The following is a 14,631-nucleotide window of genomic DNA, read 5'->3' on the forward strand; positions in this document are numbered from 1 at the left end:
TCGTTTTTTTTTGGCTTGCGTCGCCGGTCGCGGCGGGAGGTCTCGCTGGCGTTCAGTCGTCAGCGGCAGGACTGGCGTTGGCTTGCAGCTCGCTCATCAGCTTGCTGACCGCCGCCTCTCGGTCGGCTTCACTCGCGTTTTCGTCGCGCAGCGTCTGTTCGGCATGCACCGCGTCCGACTGCAGCTCGGTCAGGCCGTGCAGCCCCGCTGATCCGGCGATTCGGTGCACCGCATCGATAAGATCCAGCTCCTGATGCGTCCGCTGTTCCCACAGCGTGGCCAGCTCCGTGTGCTTGCCGGTTAGCGAAGCCAGGTAGCGTTCGCGCTGTTTGGCCAGCAGCTCACGTGCGCGGTCAGAAAGCTCAGCCATTGACCGCCTTTTCCAGTTCTTTGCCCAGGATGTCCAGGTCGAACGGTTTGACCAGATAAGCGCTTGCGCCCGCGCCAAACGCGGCGTTGCGGTCCTCTTCAGCGTTGGACGCGCTCATCGCAATCACCGGAATCTGGCTCGCGTGCAGGTCGTGAATCAGCTTCTCGCCGGAGATGTCGTTCAGGTGAAAATCGCTCAAGACAACGTCCGGTCGCGCGCTGGCCAGCTTGTCCAACGCCTGCTGACCGTTGATGGCCAGGGTCGGGGAGTAGCCCAGGTCGGCCAGGATCACGGCCAGAAACTCGCGAACGTCCATGTCGTCCTCGACGATCAGCACCCGGCGCTGGCCTTCGTGCGCGTCGCTGGGCGCGAGGTTTGCGGACAGCACTCCGGCGCCGCGAACTTCGAACGAGAAAGTGGACCCCTGGCCCACGGTTGACTCGAGCTCGATGTCACCTCCGAGCACGTCCGCCAGGTGTTGGCTGATCGAAAGGCCGAGACCGAGACCCTTGGCGCGGGTCTTCTCGTCTTCCAGGCTCGAAAACGCCTGAAAGATCTGCTTGCGCTTGCCCTCCGGAATACCCGGGCCGGTGTCGATGACCGCCACCTTAAGGCGATCGTTGGCCTGGCTCCAGGTGACCTTGACCGAGCCGGACTCGGTGTAGCGCAAAGCGTTTGAGATGAGATTGACGATGATCTGCCGCAGCCTGACGGGATCGGTGCGAATCTCCTCGCAGGCGCAGCCCTGCTCGACAATTTCGAACGCCAGCTCCTTTTGCTGTGCCAGCGGTTCGAACATGAGATTCATCGACTCAAACAGACGCCGAAGATTGACCTCTTCTTCGACGGGTTCGATCCGGTCGGAAACCACCCGGCCATGTTCGAGCAGGTTTTCGACGAGCGACAGCAGGTGCGTAGCGGAACGACGAATCCCCTGCAGGCGACGATCGTCGCGGCCGTAGTCTTTTTCCAGCAGGTCGCAGTAGCCGAGAACGGAGGTCACGGGCGTGCGAAATTCGTGCGACATGCCGGCGATGAAGCGGCTCTTAAGCTCGCTCGCCCGGGCTGCTTCCCGCTTCGCTTCCTCGAGCTCAACCTCCAGCTGCGAGGCGCGGTACTCAACGATATCGGTCTTTTCCGCCTGGCGTCTCAGATGCAGGTCCGCCATGTCAGAAGCGTTGGCGTCGGTCAGCAGAACATAGGCCTGCGCGTGCTGGGGCTGCGCCATGATCGAGACATGGATGGGTCGGTTGCCGTCAAACCACATCATCGGAAAGGTGACCGACTTGAAGCCGTCCAGACCCGCCAGAAACTTCATGGTTTGACGGATGTCCTGGCCCGCCTCCAGCGAGAAATCGTAGACGGCCGGGTCACCCGCCCAGTCGAGCACCCGGAACGCGGCGTCGGTGCGAACGAGCAGCGGCTCCGCCAGGTCGTTGAGTTCCAGCGAGGCGGGCAGGGAGCTGGAGATGGTGGACGGCTGGCCGGTCTCATCCATGGCCGGTCACCATCGTTGTGATTTCTTCGAAGCAGCGCTTCACGTTGTTACCCGTGTGCGAGCTGGTTTCGATCACCCGCAGCCCGCTCGCGCGAATGCGTTCCAGGTCTGCGGCCGAGACTTCAGCACGGTCGGTCAGGTCGGACTTGTTCACCGCCAGCAGGCAGCTGACGCCGGGAAAGCTGTCTTCGAGACGCGATATGAGGGCTCGGGATGCGGTGACGGTCGGCCGGCGCGTCCGGTCGCAGACCACGATGCACCCATGCACGCCAGTGAGATACGGGGTCTCAAGTACAAAGCCCCCATCAGCGCAGAGGATGTCCCACACCACCAGTTCGCGTGTCACGCCGTCAGCTTCGATCTGCCCCACCTCAACCTGAGCACCGGAGCGAATGCGCCGTACGTTCTCGGCGTCGCGGCCGGAAAAGGCACCAATGAAGTCGCTCTTGCCGACAGCCGCCTCACCGAGGACGCAGATTTTGATGGGGTTTGGAGCGGACATGGCCTTCTGGCGACAGGCTCAAACGCCGCTTACTGTGCACCCTGTGCAGCGCCGGCGTCTTCGAGGCGCTCCAGCCGATAGCCGTGATGGTAAATGCTCTTGAGGCTCCAGCCCGAATCTTCGGTCAAGCTAAGCTTCTTCCGCAGACGGCTGATGTGGGTATCCAGCGTGCGGGTCACCACCTGAGCGTTAAGGCCCCAGATCTCTTTGAGCAACACCTCGCGCGGAATAATGCGCCCGAGATTGCGAATCAGATAGACGGCCAGTGCAAACTCGCGCCGGGTCAGCGAGACAGGCTCGCCGTTCAGGGTCATCACTTCCCGGTCGGTGTCGTAGGCGATCGGGCCGACTTCCTTGCGCGCATCGTTGTCGGGGGAATCGATGCCGCTGCGCCGGGCCACCGCGTCGATCCTCGCCAGCGTGACCGGCTGGCTCAGCGGTTTGGTCAAGTAGTCGTCCGCGCCGCTTTCCAGCGCCTTGACGATATCCTCGTCAGCGTCTCTGGCGGTCAGGAAAATCACCGGCAGCTTGCTGTCGATGTTTTGCCGAATCCAGCGCAGCACCGAATAGCCGTCGAGCTCCGGCACCTGCCAGTCGAGCAGCACCATGTCGAAGCGGTCCGAGCGCACCGCGTTGATCAGGTCCGAGCCCCGCGCGTGCCAGTCGACCTCGTGGCCGGCGTCCTCCATCCAGATTTTGACAACTTCAGCCTGGTCATGGTCGTCTTCTAAAAAGGCGATCTTCAAAGTGGCTTTCCCCATTGCCGTCGCGTGGACACTAGTTTACCAGTGCTAACGACTGAGCAACACATGTAAAAGATTGTCCTGAAAGGTAATGTTGCCGGTCAGCTGATCGTGTGATTCGCAGATAAACATCGAGTAGTCGAGCGGAAAGAAGATGTAGCGATGGCGCGGGACCGTCGGGTCAAGGGAATTCCTGGCCAGCAGCGACGATTTGGTCACCGTGCCGTCGCCGGGTTCGAGCATCAGTCGCTCATAGTCCACGCCCGGTCGGGGACTGGCAATCCGATCCGGTTCGAGGCGCAGCACGGATCGGCCTTCCACCTCCTCAACCAGCATCCGTGCCGGCGTCAGCTCGCAGTCCCCGCCGAACAGGATGAGCCGCCATGGCGTTTCCTCCAGCGGCACGGTCAGCGACCAGACGAAGCGGCGAGCCCGCTCCAGATGCTTCTCAAAATAGCGCTCCAGCGTCTCGAGATGGGCCTCGCCTGCGGCCGGATCGTCGAATGCGGCGAGAATCCTCTCCCGCACCGCCGGATCGAAAATCGACCAGCCAAAGCGCCGCCAGATCCTCACGGAGAACAGGTCCCGCTCCAGCTGTTCCCCGCTCGCAGAAATCAGCCAGGCGCCGGCTAGCGGATGGGGAAACAGCTGGTAGACGCTGGGCATGGTGGCCAGCACTTCGGTGGGAATGCGGCCAAAGCCGAGCTTTACCCCCTCGATGAAGCCGCGTACGGAGTTCACCGACCCCATGTTGGGCGTGCCGAGCAGGATGACCCGCCGAACCCGGCTGGCGCCCCAGAGATTGACCGGAAACTCGTTGTCGTCCAGCACGTCGGTCGGGCCGTAGCGAAGGTAATAGCGCGTCAGCAGCCCGCCCATGCTGTGCGCCACGATATCGACCTTGAGTTCTGGCTGGCAATAGTCCTCGCGAATCTGGTTGATAAACGCGTCCAGCCGCGCGGCGTTTTCCACGTTGTCGCGGCGCCAGTCATAGCGGAAGACGTAGAACCGCCTCGCGCCCATGGCGACCGGCCGCCCCGGCTCGCCGCGCTCAAACTTGCCGGCCTCGGTCAGCACCTCGATCACCCGGCCGTAAAAATCGGTGCCGGCGGCGCGGTCGAAGATGGCATAGGGCTCCAGTCCGTCGCTGACCGGCTCGAGCGTGGCGGGATCAATCGGGAGCGCCAGATCGCTGTAGTTGCTGAACAGCAGCTTGCGCAGTTGCCCGACCCAGATTTCCTGAAGTCCATCGGCGGTGCGCAGCCGAGAGCCAAGAATGCCGTGGATCAGCACCACCGGCGGCTGATCACCGCCGGCGGTGGCGGAGCCGTAGAGACGGGCAAGATCCGGTCGGCTGGCGCGCGTGCCGCAGCTGGCCAGCAGCAGCGCCGCGAGCACGATGACCAGCGTGTGGCCCGCGCGACTCACAGGACCGAAGCCACCATATTCAGCACGTCGTCAATATGCTGTGGGGGCGTTGAGTAATGGGGTGAAAGGCGCAGCAGCCCGCCGCGGACGGCGCAAAACACGCCTTTTTCGCTGAGCGCGTTGTAGGCATCGCGGGTTGCGTTTTCATCGCCGAGGCTGAAGGCGACGATACCGGCGTGCTGCGCCGAATCTGCGGGTGTCCGGACGTCTACGCCCAGGTCGGCCAGGCCGCCCAGCAAGCGCTTGGTGTGGCCGCGGATGATGTGTTCCACGCTGTCGGCGCCGAGTTCCTGATAAAGCGACAGGCTGGCCTCCAGCGCCACAATGCCCACCGTATTGAGGGTGCCGGCCTCCAGTCCTCGGCCGTCGCTCGCCGTTTCGCTGAGCGCGCCGGCAAACTTGAACGGCTCGCTCACCATGCGCCAGCCGACCTGGGTCGGCTTGAGGGCCTGGCGCAGCGAGTCGCTCAGGTAGAGAAACCCGACGCCCTCGGCTGAGAGAAGCCACTTGTGGGACCCGCACGCCACCGCGTCGACCGGACAGTCCGTCACGTCCAGCGGAAACGCACCGAGACTCTGTATGGCGTCAACCACCAGCAGGATGCCTCGTTCTCGGCAATGCTGGCTGAGTTCCTTCAGCAGCAGCGCCGTACCGTTCGCGTACTGAACGGTGCTGACCGAAATCAAGCGGGTCTGTGGCGTGGTCGCTTCGATCAATGCCTCGTGCACCGGCTGGCCTGGCTGTCGCTTCACCGAATCGACGGTGACCGAGGCTGGCGTGCAGTGATCCCAGCACCATTGATTGGACGAAAACTCCTCGCTGAGGACCAGCACGCGATCCCCGTCTCGCCAGTCAAGTCCGGCGGCGATCCGCGAAAGCCCCTCGCTGGTGTTTTTGGTCAGGCTGACCTGGCTGCCGTCGGAAGCCCCGATGAGATCACCCAGTCGCTGGCGCAGCCGCTGTTCGGCCCCGTACCAGTCCAGCCAGTTGGCCATGATGCGCGTATTGCTCCCCTGGGCCAGCTCGGTGACCCGCTGGACGGTTCGGAGCGGCCAGGGGCCGATCGCCGCGTGATTGAGATACCAGATTCCGGGCTGCTGTTGGAACTCCTGGTCGATCAGCTGGGTCTGAGCTTGGCTGGTCATGATTTCCCGCACGGTGAGGTCGCTGCGATTCTAACCCAAGGTCAGGATCGAATCGGATCCAATCGAGGTTCGTAGCGGGGCGCTTTGGCGATGCTGAAAGGGCCGGCTGACAAGGGGCGCGGCGCCTTGACCGGTGGGAGTGCCATGCTATGGTTGCGCCGCCGGCGCAGGCCGCATGCTGACCCGTTTGGCGGGTTACGAACTATCGATCGACATTGGTGTCTAGAGAGTAAGAGCGGCGTGGGACCGCCGCCTGGAACCTCTGGGCTCCGGGGAAGGAGCTTGGCCCGGATGGGCGAGAAACAGGTAGACCAGCTACTGGTTGAACGGGTACAGCAGGGCGACAAGAGAGCGTTCGACCTGCTGGTACTGAAATATCAGCACAAGATCGTGAATCTGATATCTCGGTACGTCAAAGACCCGAGCGAGAACCAGGATGTGGCGCAGGAGGCGTTTATCAAAGCCTACCGGGCCATCGGCCGGTTTCGCGGAGACAGCGCGTTCTACACCTGGATGTATCGCATCGCCATCAACACGGCCAAGAACTACCTGGTCGCGCAGGGGCGCCGACCGCCGGCGACCGATATCGAGCCCGGCGACGCCGAATTGTTCGATTTGGACACTCGGCTGAAAGACCGCGACACCCCCGAGCGGGAGTTGCTGAAAGACGAAATTGAGCAGACGGTTTTTGCTGCCATTGAGGACCTGCCGGAAGACCTGCGAACGGCGATTACGCTGCGGGAGATGGAAGGCATGAGCTACGAGGAAATTGCGGTGACCATGGACTGCCCGATCGGCACCGTGCGATCACGGATTTTTCGAGCGAGAGAGGCGATAGATCAGCGGCTTGCGCCGCTGCTGGATCAGAAAGAGGATCGAGGTTGATGGAGAAGCAGCACACAGGGGAATTGTGCGAATCGCTTTGCCGCCTGATGGACGGCGAAGCAGAAGCCAGCGAAGCGCAGTTCATGCTGCGACGACTGGGTCATGATGAAGAGCTGTCGCAGCGGTGGGAACGATACCACCTCGTGCGCAGCGTCCTGCGCGACCACCGTTGCGCGTCGCTGGACGGATTTGCTGCGCGGGTGTCCGCTGGCGTCGCCCAGGAGCCAACGCCGGAGCCGGATGCGCAGCAAAATCCCGCATCGCCAGCGCACGGTGAGGCCACAGGCACGGGCCTGCGTCGCTGGCTCCAGCCGGCAGCCGGTGCAGCTGTGGCGGCTAGCGTAGCGGTGCTGGCCTTCAACGCGTGGCAGCCTGACGTGGTTGCGCCGGGTGGAAACACGGCGCCCCAGTCGCTTTTGTCTCAGGGCATCGACGATCCGACGGCTGACGTTGAGGGTCGGGTTGGCCCAGCCGCCTCGTCGCTGGCGGTACCGGCTGCCGTTGGATCCACCAACGAGCAGCTTCAGAAGTACCTGATTCGCCATACGCAGGTGTCGGCGACCGGACACCGGCTGCCGCTGATCTACATGGTCAGCGAAACCGAGACCGCCGACGTCAGTCTTTCGGCCGAGCCTGCCGAGGCTCCGCCACCCGACCCGCAGGCATCGAGCGAGCCCTGACGGCAGGGAGTCATGCCCGGTCCGGACCGATTCTCGGCCCTCGTGCGCAGCGGCTGTCTGCTCACGGCACTCCTGCTGCCGCTGCTCGCTACGGCCGAGGACAGCGCGCTGGCCGCCAAGCGCTGGCTCGACCAGATGGCGAGCGCGGTCAGCAACCTGACCTATCGCGGCACGCTGATCTACCTGCGCCGCAACCAGGTCGACTCACTGAAGATCTATCACCGCGTGGACGAGACCGGCATGCGGGAACGACTCGTGGCGCTCAACGGCAGCCCTCGCGAGATCCTGCGAGACAACAACTCCGTCCGCTGTATCTTTCCTGATCGCCGCTCTGTTCTGATCGATACCCGAATCGCTGAACGGCTTTTCCCCGTGATACCGGCGGATCTATTCAGCCTGTCGGAAGGGCGCTACAAGCTGTCGTTGGACGGCGCCGACCGCGTGGCGCAGCTCGAGGCTCAGGTTGTGCGGATCGCTGCTGCTGACAACTTCCGCTTTGGCTATCGGCTGTGGCTGGAAAAAAATACCGGCATGCTTCTCAAGTCGAGCCTGATCAACCGCCAGGGGAAGGCGATCGAGCAGGTGTTGTTTACCGATATTGAGATCGGGGCGGTGATCAGCGATCAGGATCTTTTGCCGGACATCACGAGCGATGGTTATGTGGAGGTCGCACTGCCGGACCTGAAAACCAGCACACCGCCCGATTCGGCCCCGCGATGGCGCGTCACCGAGCTGCCGGTCGGCTTTCAGCCGCTGGCACAGCGCAGGGCGGGGCCGCTCAGCCATCTGACCTTCAGCGACGGTCTGGCCGTGGTGTCCTTGTATGTTGAGCCCGCCGGTGCCGGTCAGACTGCGCCCCGAGGCTACTCGCGCGTCGGCGCCATGAATATTCTCTCGCAGATGCGGGGCGGCTTTGCGGTGACGGCGGTCGGCGAGGTGCCTCCCCCGACCCTGGAGATGATGGTGAGCTCCGTAGCCCAGCAGCCGGGTTTCGGGCCGGCGCGGGCCAACGTTCCCTGAGCCGCAACAGCGGCGTAAACCCGCCGGACTTTCATCACGCCGCGCTCAGACGTTTGCCGGTAAGCTCGCTCGGCGCGTAAAATAGGGGATTCGGCCTTCGGTCCTGGATCGGAGGCTTTTGTTTTTCTTGAGGACGCGTTTGGCTGTTCTTCCTGGGTTGCCTGCCCCCTTTGCTGTCCTGACGGCAACCGGCAGGCCGGCACAACGAGGTTGTTGACTTGACCGCGCAAGCGAACATTCGAAACTTTTCCATCATTGCTCATGTCGACCACGGCAAGTCGACGCTGGCCGACCGATTTATCCAGGTCTGCGGCGGGCTGTCGGAGCGCGAGATGGCTGAGCAGGTGCTCGACTCGATGGATCTTGAGCGGGAGCGTGGCATTACGATCAAGGCGCAGTCGGTGTCGCTGAATTTCACCGCTGCTGACGGTGAGAGCTATCTACTGAACTTCATCGACACCCCCGGCCACGTCGACTTCTCCTATGAGGTATCGCGATCGCTTGCGGCCTGTGAAGGCGCGTTGCTGGTGGTGGATGCCGCGCACGGCGTTGAGGCGCAGAGCGTGGCGAACTGCTACACGGCAGTGGAGCAGGGGCTGGAGGTGCTGCCGATTCTGAACAAGATCGACCTGCCCTCAGCGGAGCCCGAACGAGTTGCGCAGGAAATCGAGGACGTCATCGGCATCGATGCCACCGATGCGCTGCAGGTCAGCGCCAAGACGGGGAAGGGCGTCGCCGAGGTGCTGGAGATGCTGGTCCAGCAGGTGCCCCCGCCGGCCGGCGAACCCGACGGTGAACTCCGGGCACTGATTATCGACTCATGGTTCGACAACTATCTCGGCGTGGTCTCGCTGGTCCGCGTTAAAGACGGGGTGCTGCGCAAGGGTGACAAGATCCGCATGATGTCCACAGGCCAGTCCTACCAGGCAGAAGGTCTGGGCATCTTCACGCCCAAGCGCGAGGTGCGCGACTTCCTCAGGGCCGGCGAAGTGGGTTTTGTGAGCGCTTCGGTCAAAGATGTCCATGGTGCGCCGGTGGGCGACACCATCACGCATGAGCGGGCCCCGGCTGCGGAACCGCTGCCCGGCTTCCAGCGGGTTCAGCCACGGGTGTTTGCGGGCCTGTTCCCGACCAGCTCGGATGACTATGCCGGACTGCGCGAAGCGCTGGACAAGCTGCAGATCAACGATACGGCGCTCATGTTTGAGCCGGAAACCAGCGAGGCGCTGGGTTTTGGATTCCGCTGCGGCTTCCTGGGTATGCTGCACATGGAGATCGTTCAGGAGCGTCTCGAACGGGAGTACAACCTCGACCTCGTCACGACGGCGCCCACCGTGATCTACGAAATCGTGGGCACCGATGGCGACGTCACAAAGCTCGACAATCCGGCTCAGCTACCGCCACAAAACAAGATCGAGGAGATTCGCGAGCCGATCATCCTGGGCAATATTCTGGTCCCGCCTGACTATGTCGGAGGCGTGATTGGCCTGTGCGAAGAAAAGCGCGGCGTTCAGCGTCAGATCCAGTACATGGGGACGCAGGTTTCGATCAGCTATGAGCTGCCGTTGAGTGAGGTGGTGCTGGACTTTTTTGACCGTCTGAAGTCGGTCAGCCGCGGCTATGCCTCGTTTGACTATGACTTCCTGCGCTTTGACGCGGGACCTTTTGTGCGGGTCGACATTCTGATCAACGGGGAGCGGGTGGACGCGCTGTCGGTGATTGTCCACCAGAGCGAGTCTCAGCGGCGGGGGCGCCAGCTTGCTGAGGCGATGAAAGCGCTGATACCACGACAGATGTTTGAGGTCGCAATTCAGGCGGCCATCGGGGCCCACGTCGTCGCCCGCACAAACGTGAAAGCGCTACGCAAAAACGTCACCGCGAAGTGTTATGGTGGCGACGTTTCGCGCAAGCGAAAGCTCCTGGAAAAACAAAAAGCCGGCAAGAAACGGATGAAGCAGGTCGGCCGGGTGGAGATTCCCCAGGAAGCTTTTCTGGCGGTCTTGCGGGCCGAAGACCGTTCCTGACGCCGCATCGCCAGTCTGCCGGGGCTGCCCGCAATAACAAGATATGACGGGGTTTGACTATGCATTTTGATTTCGCCGCAATTCTGGTGATCCTCACGGGCGTGACGGGCGCAATCTGGGCGCTGGACTCGCTGCTGCTGGCGCCGAAACGCCGCGCTGCGCTGGCGGGCGGTGGGACTGACGAAACCGCCGGCGAGGCCAAAGAGCCGGTGGTGGTCGAGTATGCGCGGTCCTTCTTTCCGGTCATCCTGATCGTGCTCGTGATCCGGTCTTTTCTCGCAGAGCCGTTCCGGATTCCCTCCGATTCCATGATGCCAACGCTGCTCGACGGCGACCTGATCCTGGTCAACAAGTTTTCCTACGGGATTCGGTTGCCGGTCATCGATACCAAGGTCATCGAGCTGGGTTCGCCCGAGCGCGGTGACGTGGTGGTGTTCCGCTATCCTGAAAACCCCGCCCAGGACTACATCAAGCGCATCGTCGGCGTTCCCGGCGACGTGGTGGAATACCGCAACAAACGCCTTTACCTGAACGGCACTTTGGTCGATACCCAAATAACCGGGACCTATGTGCCCGAGAAAGGGACCTCGCGCATCCGCCAACAAAACGCGCTGGAAAAGCTGCCGGGCCGCGAGCACAACATTTTGCTGACGCCCGCCGCGCTGAATCCGCCTTTTGGCAGCAACCGATGGGAAGTCGGCGAAGACGAGTATTTTGTGCTGGGTGACAACCGCGACAACAGTCGTGACAGCCGCTACTGGGGCTTTGTGCCGGACCGAAATCTGGTGGGCAAGGCCTTTTTTATCTGGATGCACTTAAGTCCCAGCGGCTTTGATCGCATAGGAACAGTGATCAAATAATGCTAAGGTTTTCCCTTAGATATTAGCCCCTTTGGAGGCATTTCTATGAAATCAATTGATCTTGCTTCACCCAAGCGCCAGCGGGGCATTACGCTGATCGGGCTGATCATCGTGCTGACCGTCCTGGGTTTTTTCGCCTTTATCGGAATCAAGCTGTTCCCGGTCTATCAGGAATACTTTTCGGTGGTCCAGGCGATGAAGAGCGTGGCGTCACAGCCAGGCGTCAGCCGCCAGGAGCCGAGGCAGGTCCAGGAAATGCTGATCAAGCGCATGTATGTGAGCTACGTCGAGTCAGTCAACAAGAGCCACATTCGGGTCACCCGAGGCGGTCTCCCGACACTGAACGTGAGGTACGAAGTCCGCCGGCCGCTGATCGGCAACCTCGATTTTGTCGCCAAATTTGACGAGACGGTTGACCTCAAAGGCTAGTGAAAACGGACCGGCTGCGGCGGGTGGCGGCGGTCTTAAGCTAGGTTTCACCTTTTCGGATCCCGCCCTGCTGACGCAGGCGCTGACCCATCGTAGTGCCAGCCGAACGAACAACGAGCGGCTCGAGTTTCTCGGCGATTCGGTGCTGAGCACCATCATCTCCGAAGCACTCTTCGAGCGGTTTCCCAACGCATCCGAAGGCGACCTGAGCCGCGCGCGGGCGCGGCTGGTCCGCGGCGTGACGCTGGCGCGTTTGGCGGGTGAACTCGGCTTTATGGGTGCCGTGCTGCTCGGCCCGGGTGAACGAAAGAGCGGTGGCCAGCGCCGCCAGTCGATCCTGGCTGACGCGCTGGAGGCCGTCATCGGTGCGATCTATCTGGAAGCGGGCTACGTGACCTGTCGCCAGGTGGTCCTGAGCTGGTTTGAGAACCGTCTTGCTACGCTGCCGGCACCGGAGGCGCTCAAAGACGCAAAGACGCGGCTGCAGGAGCACCTGCAGCAGCGGGGCAGACCGCTTCCGGAGTATCAGCTGCTCGGGTCGGAGGGCGCCGATCACGCGAAGGTGTTTCAGGTGCGCTGTGTGCTCGATGGAGACCCGCAAGTCTTCGAGGCCAGTGGCAGCAGTCGCCGGAAGGCGGAACAGACGGCCGCCGCAATGGCGCTAAGCTATCTGGAGGCAGGTGAGGGTGACTGATACAGACCAAAACCCAACTCATCGCTGCGGCTACGTGGCGCTGATCGGCCGACCCAACGTGGGTAAGTCGACGCTGCTCAACGCATTGCTGGGCCAGAAGCTGAGCATCACCGCTCACAAACCTCAAACAACGCGTCATCAGATCCTGGGCGTTAGCCATCACGAAGATGGCCAGCTCGTGTTTGTGGATACCCCGGGGCTTCACGCCGCACCCGCCGGCGCGTCGGCCATGAACCGTTACCTCAATCGGGTCGCCGAAGCGGTCTCTCAGGGCGTAGATGTGGTTGCGTGGCTGCTGGACGCGCGTGGCGTGACCGACGCGGATTTGAAAATCGGTGAAGGGCTACGGCAGCGGCAGGGCAAGCTTTTCTGCGTGCTGAACAAAACCGATCTGGTCACCGACAAAGCCAAGCTGCTGCCGCTGTCCGCCGAGCTTGCCGAGCGGTTTGATCCTGATGAGCTGCTCATGATTTCAGCACAGAAAGGCAAAGGCCTGGAGGAGCTGCGTGCGCGCTTGCTGGCAGCCGTCCCGGAAGGTCCGCCGGTATTTGGTGAGGACGAGCTAACCGACCGGAGTGAACGGTTCATCGCGACCGAATTTATCCGGGAGCAGGTGACTCGAAGGCTGCACCAAGAGCTGCCCTATGCGTCGACGGTGGAAGTTGAAGCCTTTCAGCGAGAGGGTCCGGTGCTGCATATCGCCGCCGTGATCTGGGTCGAGCGGGAGGGCCAAAAAGGCATTGTGATCGGGCAGCGTGGGGCGACGCTCAAGGGTATCGGTACCGCGGCGCGGGCGACGCTTGAAGCGTTCTTTGCCTGCCGGGTGAACCTGAAGCTGTGGGTCAAGGTGAAAAAGGGCTGGTCCGACGACGAACGCTCGCTGCAGCAGCTGGGCTACGTGGATTGAATCGGCTTCTGACCCCAGCATTTGTTCTGCACCGCCGCAATTTTGAGGAAGCGTCGCTGCTGGTCGAGCTGCTGACTCGGGATCGGGGTCGTGTCGGCGCGGTTGCGCGCGGCGCGCGCAAATCCCGGCGCCATCGCGGTGGGCTATTGCAGCCCTACGTACCGCTTCAGGTGAGCCTGTCGGGTCGAGGGCAGCTGGCGACGCTCGGCCAGCTTGAGGCGGAGGGCCCGCCGATTCTGACGGTCGGCAGCCGACCTGCGCTAATTGCGCTCTATCTGAATGAACTGCTGCTGCGACTCACCGCGCGCGACGACCCCAACGAAACGCTGTTTCGGTGTTACCTCAAGACGCTCGTCGGGCTTGCCACCGGGGCTGCAGCGCCGGTCCTGCGACGTTTCGAGCTGGCGCTGCTGGCGAGTCAGGGCTACGCGGTGGCGTTGACGCACGATGCGGTGACGGGCGAGCCGGTCCAGGCGACACAACACTACCGTTATGAGGTTGAGGAAGGACCCGTGGAAACGGTTCAAATCTCAGCAGAGACCGTGCGCGGCGAAACGCTGCTTTGCCTAGCACGAGGCGAGGATGGAGACGCAGCGGTTCAGCGCGAGGCGCGGCAGCTGCTGGGTGAGGTGCTTCGACACTACCTCGGCCCCAAGCCGCTGCGCTCGCGGCAGCTATACCAACAGATGATTCAACCGGAGATTCAGTCATGAGACCGATTAGTCTTGGGGTCAATATCGATCACGTTGCGACGCTGCGGCAGGCTCGGGGCACGGACTACCCGGACCCGGTGTTTGCTGCCGCACTGGCGGAACAAGCCGGCGCTGACCTCATCACCATCCACCTTCGCGAGGATCGCCGGCACATCCAGGATCGGGATTTGGAGCTGCTGATGCGCACGGTCACGACCCGCGTCAACCTCGAGTGTGCGGTGACTGATGAAATGCTGTCGATCGCCTGCGAAGCCCAGCCTGAGGACGTCTGCCTGGTGCCAGAACGACGCGAAGAGGTTACGACCGAGGGTGGCTTGGACGCTGCCGGCATCGGTCAGCCAGTCGCTGATGCCTGCCAGCGGCTGCGGGACGCCGGCATTCGCGTTTCGCTTTTTATCGACCCGGAAGAGAGCCAGCTTCGGGCGGCCGCGTCGATGGGCGCGCCCGTGGTTGAGCTTCACACCGGCGCCTACGCCGAAGCCAGCGGCGCGGCTCGGGAGCAGGAGCTCACCCGGATCGCAGTGGCGTCGGAGCTCGGCCGGTCGCTTGGGCTGGTGGTCAACGCCGGCCATGGTCTGCACTACCACAACGTCACCCCCATTGCGGCGCTGGAGCCGATTGAGGAGCTCAATATCGGCCACGCGATCGTGGCGCGGGCCGTTTTTGTCGGCCTCCCTGAGGCCATCCGGGAAATGAAGCGACTGATGAACGAAGCGAGGCGCTGACCGCCTCC

Annotated in this window: 16 protein-coding genes; 10 read left to right on the forward strand and 6 right to left on the reverse strand. The window is 62.6% G+C overall.

Annotation, left to right across the window (positions count from 1 at the left end):
• Window positions 1–52 precede the first annotated feature (52 nt).
• Genes AAF358_19475 through AAF358_19500 form a run of 6 tightly spaced genes read right to left on the reverse strand, consistent with a single transcriptional unit; the run spans window position 53 to window position 5,686 of the window.
• The gene (locus AAF358_19475; protein MEM7707742.1) at window positions 53–370 is read right to left on the reverse strand and encodes an Hpt domain-containing protein; all 318 of its coding nucleotides are present in this window, start codon (window positions 368–370) and stop codon (window positions 53–55) included.
• Window positions 363–1,868, reverse strand: a complete 1,506-nt coding sequence (locus AAF358_19480; protein MEM7707743.1) for an ATP-binding protein — start codon at window positions 1,866–1,868, stop codon at window positions 363–365. The genes AAF358_19475 and AAF358_19480 overlap by 8 nt, the downstream gene beginning before the upstream one ends.
• Window positions 1,861–2,370 carry a hypothetical protein gene (locus tag AAF358_19485; GenBank protein ID MEM7707744.1) on the reverse strand — a complete coding sequence of 170 codons (510 nt, stop codon included), beginning with the start codon at window positions 2,368–2,370 and terminating at the stop codon, window positions 1,861–1,863. Before AAF358_19485 ends, AAF358_19480 begins: the two co-directional genes overlap by 8 nt.
• A gap of 29 nt (window positions 2,371–2,399) precedes the next feature.
• A complete protein-coding gene (locus tag AAF358_19490) occupies window positions 2,400–3,116 on the reverse strand; it encodes a response regulator transcription factor (GenBank protein MEM7707745.1) in 717 nt (238 codons plus the stop codon).
• 45 nt (window positions 3,117–3,161) lie between these two features.
• Window positions 3,162–4,541, reverse strand: a complete 1,380-nt coding sequence (locus AAF358_19495) for a hypothetical protein (GenBank protein ID MEM7707746.1) — start codon at window positions 4,539–4,541, stop codon at window positions 3,162–3,164.
• A complete protein-coding gene (locus AAF358_19500) occupies window positions 4,538–5,686 on the reverse strand; it encodes an aminotransferase class V-fold PLP-dependent enzyme (GenBank protein ID MEM7707747.1) in 1,149 nt (382 codons plus the stop codon). The genes AAF358_19495 and AAF358_19500 overlap by 4 nt, the downstream gene beginning before the upstream one ends.
• Before the next feature lie 291 nt (window positions 5,687–5,977).
• On the opposite strand from AAF358_19500, the gene rpoE reads away from it, so the two are divergent.
• From rpoE to pdxJ, 10 genes are all read left to right on the forward strand, one after another.
• Window positions 5,978–6,571 carry an RNA polymerase sigma factor RpoE gene (gene rpoE, locus AAF358_19505; GenBank protein ID MEM7707748.1) on the forward strand — a complete coding sequence of 198 codons (594 nt, stop codon included), beginning with the start codon at window positions 5,978–5,980 and terminating at the stop codon, window positions 6,569–6,571.
• Window positions 6,571–7,251, forward strand: a complete 681-nt coding sequence (locus AAF358_19510) for a sigma-E factor negative regulatory protein (protein ID MEM7707749.1) — start codon at window positions 6,571–6,573, stop codon at window positions 7,249–7,251. Before rpoE ends, AAF358_19510 begins: the two co-directional genes overlap by 1 nt.
• Before the next feature lie 12 nt (window positions 7,252–7,263).
• A complete protein-coding gene (locus AAF358_19515) occupies window positions 7,264–8,271 on the forward strand; it encodes a MucB/RseB C-terminal domain-containing protein (GenBank protein MEM7707750.1) in 1,008 nt (335 codons plus the stop codon).
• A gap of 218 nt (window positions 8,272–8,489) precedes the next feature.
• Window positions 8,490–10,295, forward strand: a complete 1,806-nt coding sequence (gene lepA, locus AAF358_19520) for a translation elongation factor 4 (protein ID MEM7707751.1) — start codon at window positions 8,490–8,492, stop codon at window positions 10,293–10,295.
• 59 nt (window positions 10,296–10,354) lie between these two features.
• Entirely contained in the window at window positions 10,355–11,155 is an 801-nt protein-coding gene (lepB, locus tag AAF358_19525; protein MEM7707752.1) for a signal peptidase I, read from the forward strand.
• A 45-nt stretch (window positions 11,156–11,200) separates the two neighbouring features.
• Window positions 11,201–11,584, forward strand: a complete 384-nt coding sequence (locus AAF358_19530) for a DUF4845 domain-containing protein (GenBank protein ID MEM7707753.1) — start codon at window positions 11,201–11,203, stop codon at window positions 11,582–11,584.
• Window positions 11,568–12,278, forward strand: coding sequence for a ribonuclease III (gene rnc, locus AAF358_19535; GenBank protein ID MEM7707754.1), 711 nt, complete (start codon window positions 11,568–11,570; stop codon window positions 12,276–12,278). Before AAF358_19530 ends, rnc begins: the two co-directional genes overlap by 17 nt.
• A complete protein-coding gene (era, locus tag AAF358_19540) occupies window positions 12,271–13,185 on the forward strand; it encodes a GTPase Era (GenBank protein MEM7707755.1) in 915 nt (304 codons plus the stop codon). The genes rnc and era overlap by 8 nt, the downstream gene beginning before the upstream one ends.
• Window positions 13,182–13,898, forward strand: a complete 717-nt coding sequence (gene recO, locus AAF358_19545) for a DNA repair protein RecO (protein MEM7707756.1) — start codon at window positions 13,182–13,184, stop codon at window positions 13,896–13,898. The genes era and recO overlap by 4 nt, the downstream gene beginning before the upstream one ends.
• Window positions 13,895–14,623: a pyridoxine 5'-phosphate synthase gene (gene pdxJ / locus AAF358_19550; protein MEM7707757.1), complete on the forward strand. Its 729-nt coding sequence runs from the start codon at window positions 13,895–13,897 to the stop codon at window positions 14,621–14,623. Before recO ends, pdxJ begins: the two co-directional genes overlap by 4 nt.
• The last annotated feature ends 8 nt before the right edge of the window (window positions 14,624–14,631 follow it).

The sequence above is a fragment of the Pseudomonadota bacterium genome, from assembly GCA_039033415.1.
GTDB lineage: Bacteria > Pseudomonadota > Gammaproteobacteria > Xanthomonadales > SZUA-38 > JANQOZ01.

Excerpts from the sequence above, each read along its gene's own strand:
- AAF358_19475 (MEM7707742.1), bottom strand. The coding sequence starts at position 370 with ATGGCTGAGCTTTCTGACCGCGCACGTGAGCTGCTGGCCAAACAGCGC.
- AAF358_19480 (MEM7707743.1), bottom strand. The coding sequence starts at position 1,868 with ATGGATGAGACCGGCCAGCCGTCCACCATCTCCAGCTCCCTGCCCGCC.
- AAF358_19485 (MEM7707744.1), bottom strand. The coding sequence starts at position 2,370 with ATGTCCGCTCCAAACCCCATCAAAATCTGCGTCCTCGGTGAGGCGGCT.
- AAF358_19500 (MEM7707747.1), bottom strand. The coding sequence starts at position 5,686 with ATGACCAGCCAAGCTCAGACCCAGCTGATCGACCAGGAGTTCCAACAG.
- rpoE (MEM7707748.1), top strand. The coding sequence starts at position 5,978 with ATGGGCGAGAAACAGGTAGACCAGCTACTGGTTGAACGGGTACAGCAG.
- AAF358_19510 (MEM7707749.1), top strand. The coding sequence starts at position 6,571 with ATGGAGAAGCAGCACACAGGGGAATTGTGCGAATCGCTTTGCCGCCTG.
- AAF358_19515 (MEM7707750.1), top strand. The coding sequence starts at position 7,264 with ATGCCCGGTCCGGACCGATTCTCGGCCCTCGTGCGCAGCGGCTGTCTG.
- lepB (MEM7707752.1), top strand. The coding sequence starts at position 10,355 with ATGCATTTTGATTTCGCCGCAATTCTGGTGATCCTCACGGGCGTGACG.
- AAF358_19530 (MEM7707753.1), top strand. The coding sequence starts at position 11,201 with ATGAAATCAATTGATCTTGCTTCACCCAAGCGCCAGCGGGGCATTACG.
- pdxJ (MEM7707757.1), top strand. The coding sequence starts at position 13,895 with ATGAGACCGATTAGTCTTGGGGTCAATATCGATCACGTTGCGACGCTG.